This is a genomic window from Flavobacterium sp. FlaQc-30 (assembly GCF_044005885.1).
Lineage (GTDB): Bacteria > Bacteroidota > Bacteroidia > Flavobacteriales > Flavobacteriaceae > Flavobacterium.
On record NZ_JBIPCO010000011.1, the window covers coordinates 18,023 to 41,389 of the forward strand.

Sequence of the window (23,367 nt, forward strand, 5' to 3'; positions counted from 1 at the left end):
GATTTTTAACGTACCAATAAATTAATTGTTTTATGCTGACCGTTTGCCAATGACAATACCACCACATAAATTCCTGTTGATGAAGGTGCCGTAACGACCACCTTTGGACTAACATTATTTATCGTAGTTACTAATTTTCCGGATAAGTCAAAAATATTAATACGTGAGTCTTTTAATTCTTCTGCTGAATAGTCAGATTCAATTGTTAATTCGCTTAAGCTTCGAACTGGATTAGGATACAGTTTTATAGCTTTTGAAAAAGTTTGCCCATCAATTGTTATTGGACAGAATTTGATAACATTTCCATCTTTATCTTTGGCTTGTACTGAATAAGTACCTTTTAAAGGTTTCTCACTATAATACTGACTAGTTGCTCCCGGAATAAGCACTCCGTTTTTATACCATTGAAATGATGAGTAGTTTTTAGTTGAGTTATCAAATAACAAAGTATCCTCCCAGTATTGACTTATATTTCCAGACTGATTTACTTCGATCAATTTTGTAATTTGTACAGCTGGATTGTGGTTTTGATCTCCTTCTTGAGAAACTTTGATTGATGTTGTTCCAGCACGATTAATTTTTAAAACACCACCTTGAATAGCCGCAATTGATGAATTTTCTACTACATAAAATACTGGAAGTCCGCTATCTGAAGAGGCAGTAAGTTGTACTTGGTCTGTTGTGTTGCATCCAAAATCCAATTCTTGATTCCACTCAATTACCTGATTTGCTTTAGTAATTTTAAAATCAGAAGTTTTAAAATCAATTGTATAATTCGCCCCAGCACTTAAAGTTCCAAGTGTAATAGGATAAGATCCAGCATTCTCACCAGCAGTTCTAGAAAGTAAACCTGTAATAATTGAGTTGCTATCTCCATTAACAAATCCAGTTGCTTGGTAAGTTAGTTTTGGTTCTGCGTTTCCATATACTTTTGTTTGATCTGAAACTGCCACAACTTTTAAAATATTTTTTTGAGTAGTGAAGCTAATTTCATTTCCGTAGTTTACATAGCCAAATTTGCCAATAGAGTATGCTCGTACATAATATACTTTATTTCCTAACAAGCCTTCTACAGTTTTTGTAAATGTTCCTGGATTACTGCCTAGAACAATTTTAGAATCAGTGATTTTAGGATTAGCAACAGCAGCGAATACAAGTCCTATTTCTGAAGTACATTCTCCTAGATCACCATCAATTCCATTTTGACTGGCATTTACGTTTAAAGTAACACTAGAAGCAGTAAACTCAGTTGGAATAGAAGTAATTAAACCTATTGGACTTGAAGGCTGCGTAATAGTAAAATTCTGAGTCACACTGCAATTATTACTATCTGTTATAGTACAAACATAATCACCTTTTACAAGATTTTGTGCAGTTTGACTAGTACTGTCAGAGTTACTCCATTTATAAGAATACGGCGCAATTCCTCCTGAAATTGTAACAGCTGCCTCTCCGTTATCAGCGTTATAACAAGTAACATTTTTTTGAGTACTTGTAACTTTTAATACTGCAGGTTCAGTAATTGTAAATGTATGATTTACAATGCAATTGTTGCTGTCTGTTATGGTGCAGACATAATCACCTTTTACAAGATTTTGTGCAGTTGGACTAGTACTGTCAGAGTTACTCCATTTATAAGAATACGGAGCAATTCCTCCTGAAATCGTAACAGCTGCCTCTCCGTTATCAGCATTATAACAAGTAACATTTTTTTGAGTACTTGTAACTTTTAATGCTTCAGGTTCTATAATTGTAAAATTCTGATTTACACTACAATTATTGCTGTCCGTTATGGTGCAGACATAATCGCCTTTTACAAGATTTTGTGCAGTTGGACCAGTACTGTCAGAGTTACTCCATTTATAAGAATAGGGAGCAATTCCTCCTGAAATTGTAACAGTCGCTTCTCCGTTATTACCGTTATAACAAGTAACATTCTTTTGCGTACTTGTAACTTTTAATGCTGCAGGTTCTATAATTGTAAAGTTCTGTTTTATAATGCAATTATTACTATCTGTTATGGTGCAGACATAATCGCCTTTTACTAGATTTTTTGCAGTTGGACCAGTACTGTCAGAGTTACTCCATTTATAAGAATATGGCGCAATTCCTCCTGAAATTGTAACAGCTGCCTCTCCGTTATCACCGTTATAACAAGTAACATTTTTTTGAGTACTTGTAACTTTTAATGCTGCAGGTTCTCCAATTGTAAAACTTTGTTTTGCAGTGCAATTGTTTGCATCAGTTACAGTTGCTGTATAAGTTCCCGGACTAAGCCCTGTTGCAGTTGCAGCAGTGCCGCCAGATGGTGACCATGAGTATGTATAGGTGCCAAAACCTCCTGATACAGCTACAGTTGCCGTTCCGTTTTTAGATCCATTGCAAGACGCATCGGTTTGAGCTTCAATCGAAGCAACTAATACATTTGGTTCTGTTATTAATACACTTTCTGTTGTTGAGCAATTACTAGCATCAGTAACTTTTACAGTATAATTTCCTGGACTAAGTCCTGATGCAGTTGCCGCAGTGCCGCCAGATGGTGACCATGCATAAGTATAGGTACCAGTTCCTCCAATTACAGTTGCTGTTGCAGATCCGTTAGATTGGCCATTACAACTAACATTTTTAGAATTAATAGTTATCTTAATAGGGTCAGGTTCTGTAATTGTAAATGATTGTGAGGTTTTACATGAATTACGATCTGTAATAGTTACCGTATAGGTACCAGCGGTAAGTCCTGTTGCTGTCTTAGCAGAGCCTCCAGTAGGAGCCCATTGATATGTATAAGAACCAGTACCGCCTGTAACATTTACAGAGGCAGATCCTGTAGCTGCACCGTGGCATAATAAATTAGTTTGAGATGGTGTAACTGCTAAAGCAGAAGGTTCTGTAATAGTAAAGGTTTTTATAATAGAACAACCATTTGAAGAAGTTATTGTTACACTATAATTACCTGCTGTAAGGTTGCTTGCAGTATCTCTAGAACCACCATATGGCGCCCAAATGTAAGTAAATGGACCTGGTGCCCCAGCTGGAATTACCGAAGCAGAACCTGTTTTGGCACCATTACATAAAATATTAGTTTGAGATGTAGCAGCAACTAAAGTGTTGCTTGTATTCACAAGAAAGTTTCTAGTAAGTGTGCATCCGTTACCATCTGTAATTGTGCAAGTATAGCTTCCAGCATATAAACCTGTTACAATTTGTGTAGTGGCGCCATTTGACCATGCAAAAGAATAAGGAGTTGTACCGCCAACAACATTTACAGCTGCTTGGCCGCCTGTTGAACAGGTTGCATTTATTTGACTTGTTGTAGCCGATAAAGCTGCTGGCTCCGTGATATCAAAAGTTTTTGTAATAGAACAACCGTTACCATCTGTAATTAAACAGCTGTATTTTCCAATAGCAAGTCCAGTAGCTGTAGCGGCAGTTCCACCAGTTGGAGACCATATATAAGTATATGAGTTTGGTTTTCCTCCTGAAGCTGTTACTGTTGCTGTACCAGTTGCGCCTCCATTACAAAGAACATTAGTTTGTGATGTAGTTGCATCTAAAAGGCTTGGCTGATTTATTTCTACAGTAACAGGATAAACACATGTGTTTGCATCTTGGATAAGAACAGTGTAAGTTCCTGCTGCTAATCCAGTTGCCGTTTTGCCCGATCCGCCAGTTGACAACCAAGTATAAGAATATGGTTCAGTTGCTCCTGTGGCATTTATTGTTGCAGACCCATTAGTTCCTCCGTTGCACGAAACATCTGTTTTTGTATATGTTGCTGAGAATGCTGCAGGACTACTTATCGTAACAGTTTTAACTAATGTACAACGATTACCATCTGTAATTGTACACGTATAATCTCCGGCAGGCCTGCCCGAAATAGATGATGTTGAACCGCCTAGTGGTGCCCATGAATACGAGTATCCAAGGCTTCCTCCTGATACAGTTACACTTGCTGTACCATTGCTTCCGCCAAAACAGCTTACTCCAGTTGATGCTGTAGTGGCTGAAAGGGCAGACGGCTGTGTAATGGTAATACTTTCTTTGGTTTCACCACATGTGTTTCCATCGGTAACTGTTACAGTATAAGTTCCAGCAGCTAATCCAGATGCTGTAGCAGCAGTTCCTCCCGAAGGTGACCAAGAATAGGTATAGGATCCAGTTCCATTAGTGGCAGTTGCCGTTGCTTGTCCAGTTAAATCGCCATAACATTTTACGTCAACTTTTGTAAGTGCTACATTAATATGATTAACAGTTAATGCAGCAATATTAGAAGTAGCAGCGGGGGTGCATAATCCTGTTGCTACAGCTCTATAAATATATCCATTCATTGCGGCTGTTGCTCCAGTAATAGTTAGAGTAGCTGTAGTAGCACCAGAATAAGGTGCACCATTTGAGACGTTGGTAAACCCCGAACCAGTATTTACCTGCCATTGATATGCTGTTGCATTTGATGCAGCGACTGAAAAAGTAGTATTGGCACCTGCGCAAATTGTACTCAAGCTTGGTTGTCCTGTTATTGCAGGAGCAGAATTAAGATATAATGCAGCAGTATTAGAAGTAGCATTGGGGCTGCATAATCCTGTTGCCACAGCTCTATAAATATATCCATTTATTCCGGCTGTTGCGCCAGTAATAGTTAGAGTAGCTGTAGTAGCACCAGAATAAGGTGCGCCATTTGAGACGTTGGTAAACCCCGATCCATCATCTACCTGCCATTGATATGCTGTTGCATTTGATGCAGCGACTGAAAAAGTAGTATTGGCTCCTGTGCAAATTGTACTCAAGCTTGGTTGTGCCGTTATTGCAGGAGCAGAATTAACATGTAATGCAGCAGTATTAGAAGTAGCATTGGGGGTGCATAATCCTGTTGCCACAGCTCTATAAATATATCCATTCATTCCGGCTGTTGCGCCAATAATAGTTAGAGTAGCTGTAGTAGCACCAGAATAAGGTCCGCCATTTGAGATGTTGTTAAATCCAGCTCCTTGATCTACCTGCCATTGATATGCTGTTGCATTTGATGCAGCGACTGAAAAAGTAGTATTGGCTCCTGTGCAAATTGTACTCAAGCTTGGTTGTGCCGTTATTGCAGGAGCAGAATTAACATGTAATGCAGCAGTATTAGAAGTAGCATTGAGGGTGCATAATCCTGTTGCCACAGCTCTATAAATATATCCATTCATTTCGGCTGTTGCGCCAATAATAGTTAGAGTAGCTGTAGTAGCACCAGAATAAGGTCCGCCATTTGAGATGTTGTTAAATCCAGCTCCTTGATCTACTTGCCATTGATATGCTGCTGCATTTGATGCAGAGACTGAAAAAGTAGTATTGGCTCCTGTGCAAATTGTACTCAAGTTTGGTTGTGCCGTTATTGCAGGAGCAGAATAAAAAGTTAATGGAGCAGGATTAGAAGTAGCAGCGGGGCTGCATAATCCTGTTGCCACAACTCTATAAACATATCCATTCATTGCGGCTGTTGCGCCAGTAATAGTTAGAGTAGCCGTAGTAGCACCAGAATAAGGTGCACCATTTGAGACGTTGGTAAATCCAGCTCCTTGATCTACCTGCCATTGATATGCTGTTGCATTTGATGCAGAGACTGAAAAAGTAGTATTGGCTCCTGCGCAAATTGTACTCAAGCTTGGTTGTGCTGTTATTGCAGGAGCAGAATCAACATTTAAAGCTGCTGTACTCGATGTTGCACTTGGTCCGCATGATCCCGATGCAACCACCCGATATTGATATCCGTTCATTTCAGGAATTGCACCACTTATGGTAAGTGTTTGTGTTGCAGCACCAGAATAAGGTCCACCATTTGAGACGTTGGTAAATCCAGATCCCATATTTACCTGCCATTGATAGCTATCGGCATTACTTGCTGAAGCAGAAAAAGAGGCATTAGAGCCAGCACAAATTCTACTGTTAGAAGGCTGACTTGAAAAGGTCAAACATTGTAATATAATACCACTATCTTTTACCCAGGTAAAAGCATCAAGTGCAGCATAAGTATATGCTCCTCCAGTTGTAATTTGAAGCTCATCTATTACAATATTAGAATAATTTTGACCATTTAAATTGGTCAAATCTATTAAAGTATAGCCATTTGTAGTGCCAAGTGAAGTAGCAAAACCAGTGCTTTTAGCCTGAGTAAATTTAGTTATACCATTCAATTTTCCAGTAATAATTAGACTTCCTGAGACGTTTAAATCTAAGGAGGAATTTGACAGATAAATCCAAAATTTATTTACTTTAAATAGATTTAAAGTCGTTTTAATGCTAAAAGAGGAGTTTGGCCCCCCAGTTATAGTATTGTCTATGTATCGGTTGTCGTTTGCTGTTCCATTCCAGCCTGTATTAGGAAAATTTGCTTGTACGGCAAATTGTCCACTACGAGAAATAATGTTAAAAGTAACTCCATTATCTGTAAAGCTGGTAGAGTTATGCGATTCTGTTTCAAATGTTTCTGTTGATGTTTGTGCAAAAAGCAGCTTCGTAAATAATAATAAAAAGAGTAGGAAGTAATTTTTTTTCATATTATAACGGTGTTTGGGGTTTTCATGTTTTATTATTAAAATCAGTTTGTGTTAGTGATTAAAGATTTAGTTTAAATTAAAAATCAGGTTTAGTTTTAATGATAAGCTAAATTATTGTAAATAAATTCTTAATTATCAGGTAGTTCTACGTGTTTTTATTGTGGCAGTAAATTTTTATAATCAAAAAAATAGTAAGCTGAACAGAAATAAAAAGACTTTGCAACTCCATTTATATATTCTATAATAATCAAGAACCTTTATGGTTTTTATGACTATCATAAGATCACAAAACTAGTCTTAAATAGTTTTTTAAAGAAAAATAAAGGGGGGACAAATGAGGGACATTTTTAGGTGTAAATTTCTTTATATTAATGTTTTAGCATGAAATGGGATGCAAAAATAAAGAGATAAACAAAAAATGGAGGTAAAGTTTTTATACAGCGCTTGACAAAGAGAGCCTGCTTTTTTAGTTTTATCTCTCTTTTTAGTATTTTGTAAAAGTTCTATTATAGTATTGAAATCTAATACTCATAATATGGTTTTCGGGTAAAAAAATAAAAAGAAAGGATTTATTATTGCCTCACTAGTCAAGGCTATCATTTTTCAACTCTAAATTAATTGTAAGATAAATAGAGCGGTTTCATTCTAATCAATGTTAATCAATGTCTTCTCTTGATATGATTACGTTATTTAATTAGGAAAAATTAAATTAAATTTATTTAATTTGCCTAATTATAATCAATTATTGAAGAATAAGCATTGGTTACGGAAGAAAATAATACCAGCGAACTTTTTATTAGGAAAATATTTGATCAGTACTATAGATCACTTGTTCAGTTTGCAAATCGCTTTCTGAGCATTGATGAATGCGAAGATCTGGTTCAGGATATTTTTATAGGTATATGGGAAAAAGAGAATGCATTTCAAGACGAACTGCATCTGAAGGTTTTTCTATACAAGGCCATTCGCAATAAATGTTATAATGTTATTAAGCATAATCTGGTAAAAAATAAATATGCTGAAAATACTATTAAGTCTTTAGAAGATGATGATTTGTTCTTAAAACAGATTCTTGAAGAAGATATAGTATGCCAACTGTATAAGGCAATTGAGATTTTACCTGATAGAAAAAAAGAAATTATAAAACTAAGTCTTAAGGGACTTAAAAATGCTGATATAGCAGAAGAATTAGGAATACAACTTCAAACGGTCAAAACACTAAAAAGTCAATCGTATAAAATACTAAGAGATCAATTTAAAGATTTAGAATCAATAATTTATTTTTTATTGGTTTAATGTTTTTAAAACTACTTGTGTCAAAAGTTTTTTAGGGCTTAATTAGTTTACTAAAAGGGATTTAATCTCTTAATTAAAGGATACAAATGAATCAGAATATTAAATGAAAATTATTTTTTTTAAAATTTTTGAAAAAAAAGTAATTTTTCAATACTACCTTTTGGGATATCAGTTGTTCTATAATAAATCAACAATAGGATGATAGATATTTTTCAAATTTCCAAATTACTAATCAAACGAAAGTTAAAAGTCTTAACCAATTCTGAGAAAATAGAATTGAAAGATTTTGCTAAAAAAAACTCGTTTGTAAAGGAAATTAAAATTAAAAATTTAGTAGATAAAATTGACTCTTATTCAGAAATTGATACGGAAAAAGCGTGGGAAAAATTAGAAGCTAAGTATCAAGAGAAGAATAAGAAACCTGTTTTTAGATTAAGTAAAAAACCTTTGTTTAAATACGCTGCCGCCGCTATGGTGACAAGTTTGCTGGCTGTAACTTTTTTATACAAGGACAAAATATTCAGCACTTCAACTGAAATTCCTGTAGTGGTTGTAAAGAATGATATTGAGAATATTAAACCTGGAACTGATAAAGCAACTTTAACTTTAGGTGATGGTTCGAAGATAGCATTAGAAAAAGGAACTCCAATTAAAACTCAAAATGCACACATTAACGGCGGCGAGATTATTTACAAAGACAGTAAACAAAATCCATCAAAACTGGTTTATAATTATTTAACAATCCCTAGAGGCGGTCAATTTGTTATAAAACTATCAGATGGCACAAAAGTGTGGTTAAATTCTGCTTCTCAGTTAAAATTTCCTGTAGCATTTATCGAAGGAGCATCAAGAGATGTAGAATTAGTGTATGGTGAAGCCTATTTTGAGGTGTCAAAAAGTACGGAACATAAAGGAGCTCATTTTCAGGTTTATAATAAAAATCAGAAAGTTGAGGTTGTGGGTACTGAATTTAATATAAAAGCTTATAACGACGAATCAAATGTGTATACAACGCTGGTAAACGGAAAAGTGAATGTTGAAACAGGAAACAAGAAATTAAGATTATCTCCAAATCAGCAATTAAATCTAGATCTTAAAAATAACACTTCTATCATTAAAACGGTGAATGCCTATAACGAAATATCGTGGAAAGACGGCGTGTTTAGTTTTAAAGGAAAACCACTAAAAGAAATTATGAAAGTAATATCAAGATGGTACGATGTTGATGTGGTTTTTGTAAATAAAAAGCTTGAAAACGTACAGTTTAAAGGAAGTCTTGATAAAAAACAATCGCTTGAAGAGATTTTGTCAATTATGAAATCAACTACAATTGACAGTTATGAAATTAAAGATAAAACTTTAATGATAAAATAAACGCTTGAAATAGTAGTACTGATTCTCTAAAAGAAGTTTGTTTAAATAAAGAAGAAAATAAAATTACTAACTAATTATAACCAAAATAAAAATATCGCCTATGAAGTAAAAAAAGAAGGATAGAGTTTAACCGACCAAAGTACTAACTCTATCCCCTTATCAAATTATCAATTAATTAAATTTTTTAACTAAAAAATAATGACAAATTTATGAAAATTAATTTTAAGCATCCCCATTTTTACTTTAGAAAGGGGCTATTAATGAATATTATGCGAACATTCATCTTCTTATTTTGCACAACACTTTTTGCCCTGACTCCTGAAAATGTTTTGTCACAACAATCAAAAATTGAAGTGAAAGAAAATAAAAAAATGTCTATCGATGAAGTTTTCGACTTGATTATGGAGCAAACTGATTATAAGTTCTTTTATGAAGAAGGGATTTTTAAAGGACTTCCTATGGTAACTTTAAAAAAAGGAACTATAAAAACCAATGATCTTTTAAAACAAAGTCTTGCAAATGCTGACATTGATATTGTAATAGGTAAAAATAATACCGTAATTATTAAGGAAAAGCCTAAGAATGTTACTTCAGTTTTGCAAAAAATTAAAATAACAGGAACAGTTACAGATATTGCCGGAATACCTATACCCGGGGCTAATGTTACTGAAAAAGGAACTAAGAACAGTACGCAAACTGACTTTAATGGTAAATTTGTTATCGAAGTAGCAAATAATAATGCCATATTAGAATTTAGCTATATCGGAATGGTATCGCAAGAAAAACCAGCCAGCTCAGTAATTGTAAATGTGCAATTAAAGGAAAATACCACTCAGCTTGATAATATTGTGGTAACGGCATTAGGAATAAAGAGAGAGAAAAAAGCCTTAGGTTATGCTTCGCAAGAAGTTAAAGGAACCGATTTAACAGCTGGTATTGCAAGCGGGAACTTTCTTAATGATCTTTCTGGAAAAGCTGCCGGAGTATATATTAGAAAAAATACAAATTTTGGGGGTTCTACAAATGTAATCTCAAGAGGAGTAAAAAGCCTTACAGGAAATAATCAAATGCTTATTGTAATTGATGGTATTCCTATTAACAATTCAACGGTAAATTCAAGTACAGCTTCGCAAGGAGCAAGAAATACTTATGACTATGGTAATGCAGCGATGGATATTAATCCTGATGATATCGAGTCGATAAACGTTTTAAAAGGAGCAGCGGCTGCGGCTTTGTATGGATGGCAGGCGGGTAATGGTGTTATTATGATCAGCACTAAAAAAGGTAAAGCGACTAAAGGAATGGGAATAACTATTTCAAGTGAATTTAGCGTAGGCTCTGTCGATAAAAAAACTTTTCCTGTTTACCAAAACAAATACGGGCAAGGTTATGGTCCTAGTTATGATGCGGCAGGTAATCCAAAAGGAATACCAGTAGGACCAACAGGAGCCTTTTTTACGATAGATAAAAATGGTAATCAAGTGGTAACCACAACCGATGATGCTTCTTATGGTGTGGCTTTTGATCCAAATCTTTCTGTTTATACATGGGAATCATACAGCCCATATTCTTCAAAATACGGACAGAAATCACCATGGCAAGCTGCTAAAAATGGACCTATTACCTTTTTTCAAACCGCTACAACATTCAATAATTCAATATCACTTGAAGACGCTAATGATAAAACCAACTTTATTTTAAATTACAATAATTTTAAAGAGACTGGTATTTTACCCAATAGTGAATTAAAGAAAAACAATGCAAGTATCAAGTTAAATCACAAGTTTACAGATAAATTATCTACTAGTGTTTTTGCAAATTACATGACGCAAAGTACCGTTGGTAGAAATAGTTCTGGATATACAGGAGATAACATTACAGGTTGGTTTCGTCAATGGTGGGGTACCAATGCAGATCTTAAATCGCAAAAAGAGGTTTTTGAAAATTCAGGAGGACAAAATATATCTTGGCTAATGGGAGATCCTGCTAATGGAAACACCGCTCCTAAAACGATGGATAATCCATATTTTACTCGATATAAAAATTACCAATCCGATGAGAGAAACCGTTTTATTGGTTACGGTCAATTGGATTATAAATTTACAGATTGGTTATCAGCTTCTGGAAAAGCGAGTATCGATAGTTACTCAGAGTTACGTGAAGAAAGAAAAGCTACAGGATCTATTAATGGATCATTTGGTTTAAGCAGAGCAAATGTTCCTTCAGGATATCAAAAATATGTTGGTTCGTTTTCTGAGCAAAACTATCAGTTTATCCTAACTTTTAATAAAAAAATTGGAGAAGACTTTTCTGTTAATGCTTTAGCAGGGTTAAATACTTTAAGAACAAAAACAAATTCAACTCTTGCTTCAACAGATGGAGGACTTATAATTCCAGATATTTTTGCATTATCAAATTCAGTAAACCCATCTCCGTTTCCATTAGAAACAGAAAATAATTCAGCAGTAAATAGTTCTTACGCTTCAGTTTCTTTAGGATACAAAGATTTCTTATACTTAGAAGGAACTGTTCGAAATGATGCATTTTCTACTTTACCAAAAGGCAATAATTCATTAAATACATTCTCTACTTCGGCGAGTTATGTTTTTACAAATCATATCAACGCAGATTGGTTGTCTTTCGGAAAACTGAGAGCAAGTTATGCTGAAAATCCACAAGGAAATATTGATTTGTATTCGTTAAATGATGTTTACGATAAGTTTAATCCATTTGGTTCAAATCAAATTTATTCAATACCAAACAGAAGCAGTAATCCTGATTTACGACCTGTAAAAACGGCATCTGAAGAACTTGGTCTAGAAATGCAGTTTTTCCGCAAAAGAGTTGGATTTGATGTAAGTGTTTACAAAAGTTTGAGTAATGACCAAATATTTCCTGTAGATTATTCTACTGCAACTGGTAACTCTTCTAGATATGTAAACGCAGGATCAGTTGAAAATAAAGGGATTGAAGTACAATTTAATGTGACTCCAATACAAACAAAAGATTTTAGTTGGGATGTATTTTTAAATTGGTCTAAAAACGAGAATACACTTGTATCATTAGCACCTGGAATTGAAACGCTTTCAATAGGAGGATTTCAGGGAATAGGTATAGTTGCAAAAGTAGGTCATCCTTATGGAGATATAGTGGGTAAAGACTATGTGTATGCAGCAGATGGACAAAAAGTTACAGAGAATGGTCTTTATGTAATGACAACTACAACAAACAATGTAATTGGAAATATTACTCCTGATTGGATTGGTGGACTTCGTAATAAATTTACTTACAAACAAGTTTCGTTTGGTTTCTTAATCGATGTGCAGCACGGAGGTGATCTTTACTCTCTAGATCAAGCATACGGTCAGCATACAGGTTTATATGAATCGACGGCAGGATACAACGAATTAGGAAATCCTATTAGAAATACACTTGCAAATGGAGGCGGACTTATTCTTCCTGGAGTAAATAAAGATGGCACGCCAAATACAACCAGAACGCCTCGTCCAGAAGTTGCAGGAAGTATTTACGGGTATAAAGCCAATCCAGAAAAAGCGTATATATACGATGCAAGTTATGTTAAATTAAGAGAAGTAAGCCTTAGCTATACATTCCCATCACAGTTTGTATCTAAAATGAAATTGACTGATTTAAGAGTTTCATTAATTGGATCTAATTTATGGATAATCAGCAAAAATCTTCCTGATGCAGATCCAGAGAGTGGAGTTAGTGCAGGTAATTTATCTTCAGGTTATTCTGGAGGTTCACTTCCTTCAACTAGAAACATTGGTTTTAACCTTACTTTAAAATTTTAATGATGAAAAAAATACTTTTATTACTATCTATTGTAAGCATATCTTTTTCGTGCAGCTCAGATATTACAGATATGAATACTGATCCTAAAAAGCCAAGCAGTACACAACCAGAATATTTGTTTACTGGTGCTCAAAAAGCATTAGTTGATCAGATAGTTACAACTAGTCAGGTTTTTAGATTGTTTTCACAGCAATGGGCATCAACTACAATTCCTTCAACAAGTCAATATGTTATTCCAGATATTCCAGATGCGCGTTTCACAGTATTTTACAGAGATGTGCTAAGAGACTTTTCTGCTGCAAAAACAATGATTGAAAATACACCAACTTCAGCCGCAGCAGCTGATATTGCTGTAAAGCAGAATAAATTAGCACTTATTGATGTTTTAGAAGTTTACAGCTACAGTATGCTGGTAGATACTTTTGGAAATGTGCCTTATTCTCAGGCTCTTGATATTAAGAATTTTCCTTTACCAGCCTATGATGATGCTAAAACTATTTATAAAGATCTTATAGCAAGATTAATAGAAGATGCTGCCATACTGAAAGCAAATTCGGCTAATGCTAACTTTGGAAGTGCAGATATTGTTTATGGCGGAAATGCGGCAAGTACTGCAAAATGGGCAAAATTTGCTAATTCATTAATTATTAAATTAGCCGTAAATATTTCAGATGTTGATCCTGCTTTTGCTGCGACAACAGTTCAGTCAGCTCTTGCATCTGGTCCATTGGCAAGTAATGCAGATAATACCAAATTAAATTATTTAACCACTACCGGAAATCAAAATCCATTATACAATACATTAGTAACCAGTAATAGAAACGATTTTATTCCAGCTGAACCTTTTGTTGCTGCAATGGATGCTGTAGTTCCTGGAGGTGACCCAAGAATGACAAAGTATTTTGTAAATGCAACAGCACCAGCACCTGCGCTTCCGGCAGGACGTACTTTTATAGGCGGTACTTATGGCGAGGCCAATGTTTTTTCAACCTATTCACACATAACGGCAACGTTAAACAATCCAGTATTTCCAGGTACTTTATTTGATTATTCTGAATTGCAATTTTTATTGGCAGAAGCAGCTGAGAAAAATTTAATTCCAGGAGGCTCTGCGAAAGCTAAAACATATTACGATGCGGCAATAACCGCTTCAATGTTAGATTGGGGAGTAGCGGCGAACGCTATCACAACTTACCTTGCAAGTCCTAAAGTAGCGTATACAAATAGTCAAAGTGGAGCAACTTTTAAAGAAAAAATTGGTAATCAAGCTTGGTTTGCACTTTATAACAGAGGATTTGAAGCTTGGACATCGTATAGAAGATTAGATTTTCCAATTTTAAAATCACCTAAAGCAGCTGTAAATAGAGGTATTTTGACTGTTCCTGTACGTTATCTTTATCCAAGTGCGGAGCAGACAAAAAATGAAACCAATTATATCAAAGCAGCTAGTGATATTGGTGGTGACTTGATGAACACTAAAATATTTTGGGATAAATTTTAGTCCTGATAAGATTATGTTTTCTTAGTTAATTTGATAATCGAAGATTGAATACGAATTCAAATTGAGATTCTAAAAGACAAAAAGTTTGGTTTTTGTTTAAAAAAATAACCCCATTTATTTTTTGTAATTGGGGTTATTATTTTTTGCCGTATAAAACCATTTCTAGAAAACTATCCAAAAAAAAAAAATACTAATTCAAACCCGTTGGGTGTAATTGCAAAAAAATAATTCAACATATAGAAACATAGATTTTATACCTAAAAAAGGAGACAAAAAGAAACACGTTTCTTTCGCATAGCGCAGCTATGTGTGTTTTAAAAAAAGTGAAACGCCTAATTTTCGACTATAAAATCTATGTTTCTATGTGTTAGAAGTAATTGTACCCAACAGGTTAATTCAAATAAAACAATATGAAAAACATACTTTACACAGTTCTGTTTTTTATTATAGGATTCCAAATTACTAATTCGCAACAATTAAAATCTCCTAACGGAAATTTCATTTTGGAGTTTGCATTACAAAATGACGGAACCCCAACTTACAATTTAGCATACAAAGGGAAAACAGTTGTAAAGCCAAGTAAACTAGGGATTGAACTTAAAGAAGATAAAAACATCAAAAAATCATTATTGAATGATTTTACGATAATGGATAAAAAGACTTCTTCATTTGATGAAACTTGGCAGCCAGTTTGGGGAGAAGTATCATCAATCCGAAATCAATATAATGAACTTGCGGTAACATTAATTCAAAATGAAACGAGTAGACAAATAGTTATCCGTTTTCGATTGTTTAATGATGGTTTAGGTTTTCGTTATGAATTTCCATCCCAAAAAAATCTGACCTATTTTGTTATAAAAGAAGAAAGAACACAATTTGCAATGACTGGAGATCATACCGCTTTTTGGATGCCGGGCGATTACGATACTCAAGAATATGATTATACCACTTCTAAGTTATCTGAAATCAGAGGGCTTTTTCTAAAAGCAAAAAACAGAAATTTATCTCAGCCTCCTTTTTCTTTAACCGGAGTACAAACGTCGCTGATGCTAAAAACAAACGAAGGTTTGTATATCAATTTACACGAAGCTGCATTAATTAATTATTCTTGCATGCACTTGAATTTGGATGACAAAAATATGGTATTTGAATCTTGGTTAACTCCAGATGCAAATGGTGATAAAGGATATATGCAAGCCCCTGCAAATTCGCCTTGGCGTACCATTATTGTGAGTGATGATGCCAGAGAAATTTTAGCTTCAAAAATGACTTTGAATTTAAATGAACCTTGTAAAATAGAAGATACTTCCTGGATTAAACCTATTAAATATGTTGGTGTTTGGTGGGAAATGATTACTGGGAAAAGTTCATGGAGATATACAGATGAATTACCCTCTGTACAACTGGGTATTACAGATTATTCAAAAGTAAAACCAAACGGAAGACACGCTGCAAACAATGAGAATGTTAAGAAATATATTGATTTTGCTGCAACAAATGGTTTTGATGCCGTTTTAGTCGAAGGCTGGAATGAAGGCTGGGAAGACTGGTTGGGCCGCTCGAAAGATTACGTTTTTGATTTTGTAACTCCCTATCCTAATTTTGATGTAAAAGGAATACATGAATATGCAAAATCAAAAGGAATAAAAATGATGATGCATCATGAAACATCTGGATCTGTTCGTAACTATGAGCGTCATATGGACAAAGCCTATCAATTTATGAAAGATAATGGGTACGATGCTGTAAAGAGCGGTTATGTAGGCAGTATTCTTCCAAGAGGAGAAAACCATTATAATCAATGGATTGTAAATCATTATCAATATGCTGTAGAAAAAGCGGCAGAATACAAAATCATGGTTAATGCGCATGAAGCGGTGAGACCAACAGGTATTTGCAGAACTTATCCTAATTTAATTGGAAACGAATCGGCAAGAGGAGGAGAGTGTGAGGCTTTTGGCGGATCAAAACCAAATCATGTAACAATAATACCTTTTACCCGATTAATTGGCGGACCAATGGATTATACTCCAGGAATTTTTGAAATGGATATAAGTAAAATTAATCCGCGCAATAAATCGCACGCTAACTGTACACTCTCAAATCAACTCGCATTATATGTAACTATTTACAGTCCCTTGCAAATGGCTGCTGATTTACCTGAAAATTATAATAGATTTTCTGATGCTTTTCAGTTTATTAAAGATGTCGCAGTAGATTGGAGTGAAAGCAATTATTTAGAAGCAGAACCGGGTCAATATATTACAGTTGCCCGTAAAGCCAAAGGTACCAATAACTGGTTTGTAGGGAATGTAAATGGAATTGAGCCTCGAACTTCAAATATTAGTTTTGCTTTTTTAGAAAAAGGAAAAAAATACACGGCTACTATTTATGCCGATGGAAAGGATGCGAATTACAAAACCAATCCCCAAGCTTACACTATTCGAAAAATAACAGTAACAAATAAATCAAAACTTTCTCAATTAAGTGCATCTGGCGGCGGTTATGCGATAAGCATAATTGAAGATAAAAAGTAAAAAGCAGTTTAGGATTTTAGAAGTTCTTTTAACCATTAATTAGAATTTAATCTAAAATTTAAATAGAAAGTAATTAGTAAATTACATTCAGTATACTAGGTTAACTATAAATTAAAAATCAAGAATATGAATTTGAATATAAAATTTTTGACGGTATTATTATTGGTGAATTTTGTTGTTTCTGCACAAACAAAAGGAGACGAATGGAATTTGATTGCGAATTCGAGGGAAAATTATTTTGGAGTTGCAATGGCAAATGGCAAGATCGGAATTGTTACTGATGATACACCTCTAAAAACAAAAGAAATCATCCTAAATGGCGTTTACGAGCCTAATCCTAAAAACGGAATTAGTAAAGTGGTAAGAGGAATTGAGTTTTTAAATCTGCATTTATCAATTGATAATCAAATGGTCGATGGTACTAATATCGATCATTGGAGTCAACAAGTTTCAATGAAAGAGGGAACAAGTACCACTTCGTTTCAATTTAAAGATTTAGCCCAAATTAAGTATACCATTTTGGCTAATAGAGTATTGCCTTATTCAGCAATGGCAGTTGTTGAGATTGTTCCGATGCGTGATATTGAAATTAGTGCATCAAACTATATGAATGTTCCAGAAGAGATGAAGACAGTCAAAAGCGAGTTTAGAGTGATGAAGAAAAAGAACTACGGAATACCTCTTTTTAGAACTATTGCTCAGACAAATACTGGTAAATGGATGGTTTCAGCTTCTACTACTTTTCTTTTTGATGGCAACGCAGAAGTAGTGTCACAAAATGGATCGGAAGCAGGTTTTTCAAGAAAAATACAAAAAGGAAAAAAATATCGTTTTGTAGTTGCTGGAGGGATTTGTAATTCTAAAGATATTTTAGATCCAGTAAACGAAGCAGAACGCCAAGCTATTTATGCTTTTTCAGAGGGAATAGATAATTTACTTGCAAAACATAAAAAAGCATGGGCTGATTTATGGGAGACAGGAGATATTCAAATAGAAGGAGATTTAGATGCACAGCAAAGAGTTAGGTTTGCCTTGTATAACTTATATTCTTTTATTCGCGAAGGAAGCAGACAAAGTATTTCGCCTATGGGATTATCATCTCAAGGATACAACGGACATATTTTTTGGGACACAGAACTTTGGATGTACCCATCGCTTTTAGCATTACAGCCAGAATTGGCAAAATCGTGTTTAGACTACAGATCTGATCGATTGCAGAAAGCAAAATTGAAAGCCTTTATTTATGGTTACAGAGGAGCAATGTATCCTTGGGAATCTGATGATACTGGCGAAGAAGCTACACCAACAAGTGCTTCAATGGGTATTTTTGAACAACATATTACTGCAGATGTTTCTATTGCTTTTTGGAATTATTATACCCTGACCCAAGACAAAAAATGGTTACGTGAAGAATGGAATGTAATAAAAGAAACCGCAGATTTTTGGGTTAGCAGAGTGGTCAAAAATGCAGATGATAGTTATTCGATTTTGAATGTGGTTGGAGCTGATGAATATGCTTTAAATGTTGATGATAATGCTTTTACAAATGGAGCTGCGATTGAATCATTAAAAAATACCATAAAAGCTGCTGAGATATTGAATGAGTCGATTAATCCAAAGTGGGTTGAAATTTCAAATAAACTAAAAATTCATAATGAAAATGGAATTACCCAAAATTATAAAGGATACAAAGGTCAAGCAACAAAACAAGCTGACGTGAATTTGTTAGCGTATCCATTGCATGTTGTAAATGATGAAAAACAAATTAAAGCAGATTTAGAGTACTACGCTGCAAAAGTTGATTTAAAAGATGGGCCTGCAATGACTTTTGGCGTGTTCTCCGTTCTGTATTCACGTTTAGGAGATAGAAAGAAGGCATATGAATATTTTGTAAAATCGTATTTACCTAACAGTCGTCCGCCATTCGGAGTGTTCTCAGAATCGGCTAATAGTAACAATCCATATTTTGCTACCGGAGCAGGAGCAATGCTGCAAGCTGTTATTTACGGTTTTGGAGGTGTTGAACAAACAGATAATGGATTGAAATTCAACAAAGGCTTACTTCCTGAAAAATGGAAATCTTTAAAGATAATTGGTATTGGAACTGAGAATAAAACGATCGTAATAAAATAAGTAAGACTAAGATTGGTGTCGCAATTTTCTTTGATTTAGCAGCATCGAGATTTAGTTTTGTTTTTGTTTTTTGGAAGAAGAAAGGGATAACGGATGTATTAAATTAGTACATCTATTATCCCTTTCTTAATTTAATCGAATGGCTTTCTTTTTATAAAGTTTACGATTTAGTCCTTAACTTATTGTTTTACAAGCTTCATTGTTTTAGCATTATTTCCATTGCGTATTTCTACAAGATATGTTCCCGGACTTAGATTACTTCTTAACGCTATGGCTGATGCGTAACTTGATTTTAGAGTATCTATTTTTCTTCCTAAAAGATCAAAAACATTAATAACAATGTTTTGTTTGTTGTCTCCTCCCGTGATGTTTATTTGGAATTCGGTTTTTGTTGGATTTGGCGATCCGCTTACCATAAAATCATCGATTTGCTCTTCTGCAATTTTAAAAGAAGAAGTACTTAAAGTAGAAGTGTTTTCGCATGAACCAAGAGAACAGCCATGTGCTAAATGAGCCGAAACAGCATTAGTCGAAATACAAAGGCTTTTATTATTGGTATGACATACTGTTACTTTTTTGTCGGCACAACGAATATCAGTTACTAGTATTTGTTTTGTTACAGTGACTTGGCAGGCTAGTGCATCAGTAATAGTTAAACTGTAATCGTGAATTCCTGCTGTCGAAGGATTTATTGAAATACTGTTTGTTGTTGCTCCATTACTCCATAAATAAGTAAAAGGAGCTGTTCCGTTTGAAGCTGCGGCAGTAAGTGTTAATGAAGAAGGACCATATCCTAAATAAATTGTATTAGCATTTCCACCAGGATTTACAGCATAAACATCAGAAATATTAGCTGAGAGCGCGCTGTTAATAGTTACAGTTGTTGTATTTGTACTGCTATTTCCTGCGTTATCAGTAACTGTCCATATTATATGAGATGTCCCTACGTTAAAATTTCCGCTGGCATTCAATCCGCTTCCGCTTCTTGTAGTTGCACCTGTAATTTCGTAAGTAACAGTATTAATAGTACAATTATCGGATGCTGTTGCTGATGGAATAGTATAGTTACCGTTTGACTCATAACAAAGAGCAACAGAAGCAATTGAATTTACTGTTGGAGCTTTTGTATCAATTACAGTAACGGTTTGTGTAGTTGTAGCTGTATTACCATTTTCATCGACAGCAGTCCAAACTACAGTTGTTGTACCGTGAGGAAATATGGCTGGTGCATTATTGGTAATACTTGCTACAGAACAATTATCAGTAACCATTGGCTGTGTTAATACTAATGCCGCACCACATTGATTTTCATCATTGCTCACCGTTATTGCATTAGGTACAGTGAAGATTGGCTTTTCTGTATCATTAACCGTAATCATAAAAGAGGTTGAACTACTGTTGCATCCATCGGTTGCTGTCCAAGTAACGGTCGTATTCCCTTTATTAAAAATTTTATTTGCTAATGAACCGCTGCCAGTGGCTGAAGTTGCACCAGTAAGTAAATAGTTATAAGTAATAGTATTGCAGTTGTTCAATGCTGTTATATCAAATTCATTCGCTTGAACGGTGTATGTAGATACGCCTGTATTAGTACTCGTGACAATATCGGACTTTGCAGGAATATAAAATGTCGGCTTAACCTGACCATTGAACGAAAAATCATCAATGCCAACTAAAGGATTTCCAGAAGTTTTGTTAGAGCCGTACCAGTATAAACGAAGTGTGATTGGAGTTTTAATATTCGATAAAGGACTTAAGTCATAGGTAAGCAATGTAGCAGCAGTTCCAGTAAAAGATTGAGGTGCTGTAATGTCGCTTGTAAAACCATCTGCGCTGGATCTCATAACGTATGTACTTGGATCAGCTGCATTTCCTTTTCTCGCTGTAAATTTAAGGTTAGAAAAATCAATTTTGTAACCATTATTAGGCTGCACCTTAAACTCAAAATATTGATTAAGATTAAGAGCAGTAGCAGGATCTGAAGCAGTTGTTTTATTAGTCCATCCATTTAGTAAAACACGACCGCCAATTTGACCTGCGGTATTAAGTCCGCCACTAGTACCATAATAAAAATTGGGCGTTGCATTTCCATCGCTGGCGATATTAGGATTCGTAGTATTTCCTGTAGTAATAGGCGCCGTAAAGTCAACAGGAGTACTGGTAAAAGTATTACCCCAAATTTGTATTGGTGCACTGTTATTATTAAGTTCAAAAATCTTTATATCATCATGATAAATAATACGTGTTGCTACATTGGGTGGATCAGTAGTAATAGACTGCCCAGGGCGGTATAATCCCCATTTTAAGTATCCAGAAGGGTTAGTCTCGGGAACATCCTGATTGAAAGTTCTAAAATTACTCACCTGCCAAGCCAAAGTATAATCCGTTTGACCTGGTAACCTGTAATAAACCTTATAGTATCCAGTCGCATCAGTTGTCATTTTTGCGTCAATTCTAAAATCGATCCATTGATTGATGTATGGACGAAAATCGCCTATAATAGATGGCTCAATATTATCATTGGGTATACGGAAAGTAATACTATTACGTTTCGCACTTAGATACCAAGCAGGGTTTTCGCCTCCACTTTGTTTGCCTTGAAAAATAATATCCCCGCTTTGAGCCATACCCGATGTATAAGGTTCCCAATCTTTCAGTTGCAGACTAACTTCAAAACGACGTTCATCTCCAGAGTAGTATTTGCCGTCAGCAAACATTTGAGCAGTAGCTGCTTCGCTGCGCCAATGGTTATCAGAAAAATAACCATCGTCTCCTATCGTTACACGATGAGCAATAGCATAATTGCCAGTACGACCAGGACTTACTAAGTATTCTGCGTCAGAAGCGGTGGCATGAGTTGTCGTTAAATTTGGAATACCAGAGTTTACTGTACCACTTTCGTAATCAACATTAACAAGTGTATTGGTAATAGTTGCAGGAGGCGTTGGAGGTGCAGCAGTTAAAAAATTAGAATAACTGATATCATCAATATACAATATAGGAGCCGACGATCCTGCGCCCACATTCAGTAAATTCATTCCGCTGATGTTAGTTCCCTGTGGAAGCAAACCTGTGCCAGGATCCGCATTAGTAAGCACTTTTATAGTATCAATCCATATATCATAAGTACCCGCTAGAAGGTTATGCGTTATCATGCTTGAACCACTTCCAGTTACGTAGGATGCGGTGCTGTTACTGTTGTTCATATAAAACTTCAGAACATAAACTTGGTTTTTGTTAATTGTTGTCTGAGAAAGCCCGGTTGTTGTATAATTTGGACTTGCAGCCGATGAGAGCCAATCGAGGTTAACAGTAGTTGCTGCAGGAGATAATCTCAAGGCAGCAAATGTTTGCGGTAAACTTATTCCGCTGCTATTGTTAAAATTACTGCCATTACCAAAATACAATAAGAATCTGCCATTAGTTCCTGAGCTGATATTGATTTTACATTCAAAAGCAGCAACGTTAGAAGCTGTAAAAGGAGCTAGAGCAAATTTGGCACCCGTTACAGTAGTACCGCCATTTATTTTAAGTTCGGCTCCTGTACCTCCCGCAAAATTAGAAGAGGTGAGTTCAACAGCACCTTCAGCAGCCGATGAAGCTTTTACGCTGGCATTGCCGCCGCCAGCCATTGGTGCAGGCAAATAAGTAGAACTATAAGTTGTAGATGTATATGGACCTGAGGCGGTAACCCCAAAGTTATATACCCAACTAGAATCTTGTGCTTTTGCTTCTAATAAAGAAAAGACACAAAGTAAAGCAAGTAAACTTTTTTTCATAATTAAACGGTTTTTGGTTGAGTTAGTAAATCAGCAATTTTTTATATGGAATGTATCAGCCAGTTAAAAAAAAGCTTGTGGTTTTTATAGTAGATGCGTATTAATTTTCATTTTTTTTATTTTGGCAGTGTTATGTTTTTTTTTATTTCCGAACAGTATAAATACTAACAGCATTTTTTAAAGAAGAAATAATTTTTACTAAGCCGAAGCAGTAAGTAAGGATTAGAATTTCTTTTTTCGTGAGGTAATAGTTTACAGCAATATTTAGTTTTGATGAGCACTTTTATAAAGCTAAGTTAAACTTGATGATGAAAACGGTATTTCAAATTCAGCTATAAATGTTTTGATTTTGTACAAATGTTCTTTTTTATCAAATTGCAGGAGTAGAATTTCACGGT

At 34.9% G+C, this 23,367-nt stretch carries 8 protein-coding genes; 6 read left to right on the top strand and 2 right to left on the bottom strand.

Annotation, left to right across the window (positions count from 1 at the left end):
* Positions 1-5: 5 nt before the first annotated feature.
* Complete coding sequence (locus ACHRV0_RS20475) at positions 6-6,533, bottom strand: MBG domain-containing protein (RefSeq protein WP_395442275.1); 6,528 nt, start codon at positions 6,531-6,533, stop codon at positions 6-8.
* A gap of 759 nt (positions 6,534-7,292) precedes the next feature.
* Here ACHRV0_RS20475 and ACHRV0_RS20480 point away from each other — a divergent pair.
* From ACHRV0_RS20480 to ACHRV0_RS20505, 6 genes are all read left to right on the top strand, one after another.
* Positions 7,293-7,829 carry a sigma-70 family RNA polymerase sigma factor gene (locus ACHRV0_RS20480; protein ID WP_395442276.1) on the top strand — a complete coding sequence of 179 codons (537 nt, stop codon included), beginning with the start codon at positions 7,293-7,295 and terminating at the stop codon, positions 7,827-7,829.
* A gap of 198 nt (positions 7,830-8,027) precedes the next feature.
* On the top strand, positions 8,028-9,203 hold the full coding sequence (locus ACHRV0_RS20485) for a FecR family protein (protein WP_395442277.1): 1,176 nt from the start codon (positions 8,028-8,030) through the stop codon (positions 9,201-9,203).
* Positions 9,204-9,463: 260 nt separating this feature from the next.
* Complete coding sequence (locus tag ACHRV0_RS20490) at positions 9,464-13,018, top strand: SusC/RagA family TonB-linked outer membrane protein (RefSeq protein WP_395442278.1); 3,555 nt, start codon at positions 9,464-9,466, stop codon at positions 13,016-13,018.
* A gap of 2 nt (positions 13,019-13,020) precedes the next feature.
* Positions 13,021-14,520, top strand: a complete 1,500-nt coding sequence (locus tag ACHRV0_RS20495) for a SusD/RagB family nutrient-binding outer membrane lipoprotein (RefSeq protein WP_395442279.1) — start codon at positions 13,021-13,023, stop codon at positions 14,518-14,520.
* Positions 14,521-14,930: 410 nt separating this feature from the next.
* The gene (locus tag ACHRV0_RS20500; RefSeq protein WP_395442280.1) at positions 14,931-17,057 is read left to right on the top strand and encodes a glycoside hydrolase family 97 protein; all 2,127 of its coding nucleotides are present in this window, start codon (positions 14,931-14,933) and stop codon (positions 17,055-17,057) included.
* Positions 17,058-17,183: 126 nt separating this feature from the next.
* A complete protein-coding gene (locus tag ACHRV0_RS20505) occupies positions 17,184-19,190 on the top strand; it encodes a glycosyl hydrolase family 95 catalytic domain-containing protein (RefSeq protein ID WP_395442282.1) in 2,007 nt (668 codons plus the stop codon).
* Between the two features lie 179 nt (positions 19,191-19,369).
* Here the strand turns inward: ACHRV0_RS20505 and ACHRV0_RS20510 are convergent, their stop codons facing one another.
* Positions 19,370-22,969, bottom strand: coding sequence for a heparin lyase I family protein (locus ACHRV0_RS20510; protein WP_395442283.1), 3,600 nt, complete (start codon positions 22,967-22,969; stop codon positions 19,370-19,372).
* Positions 22,970-23,367: the final 398 nt, after the last annotated feature.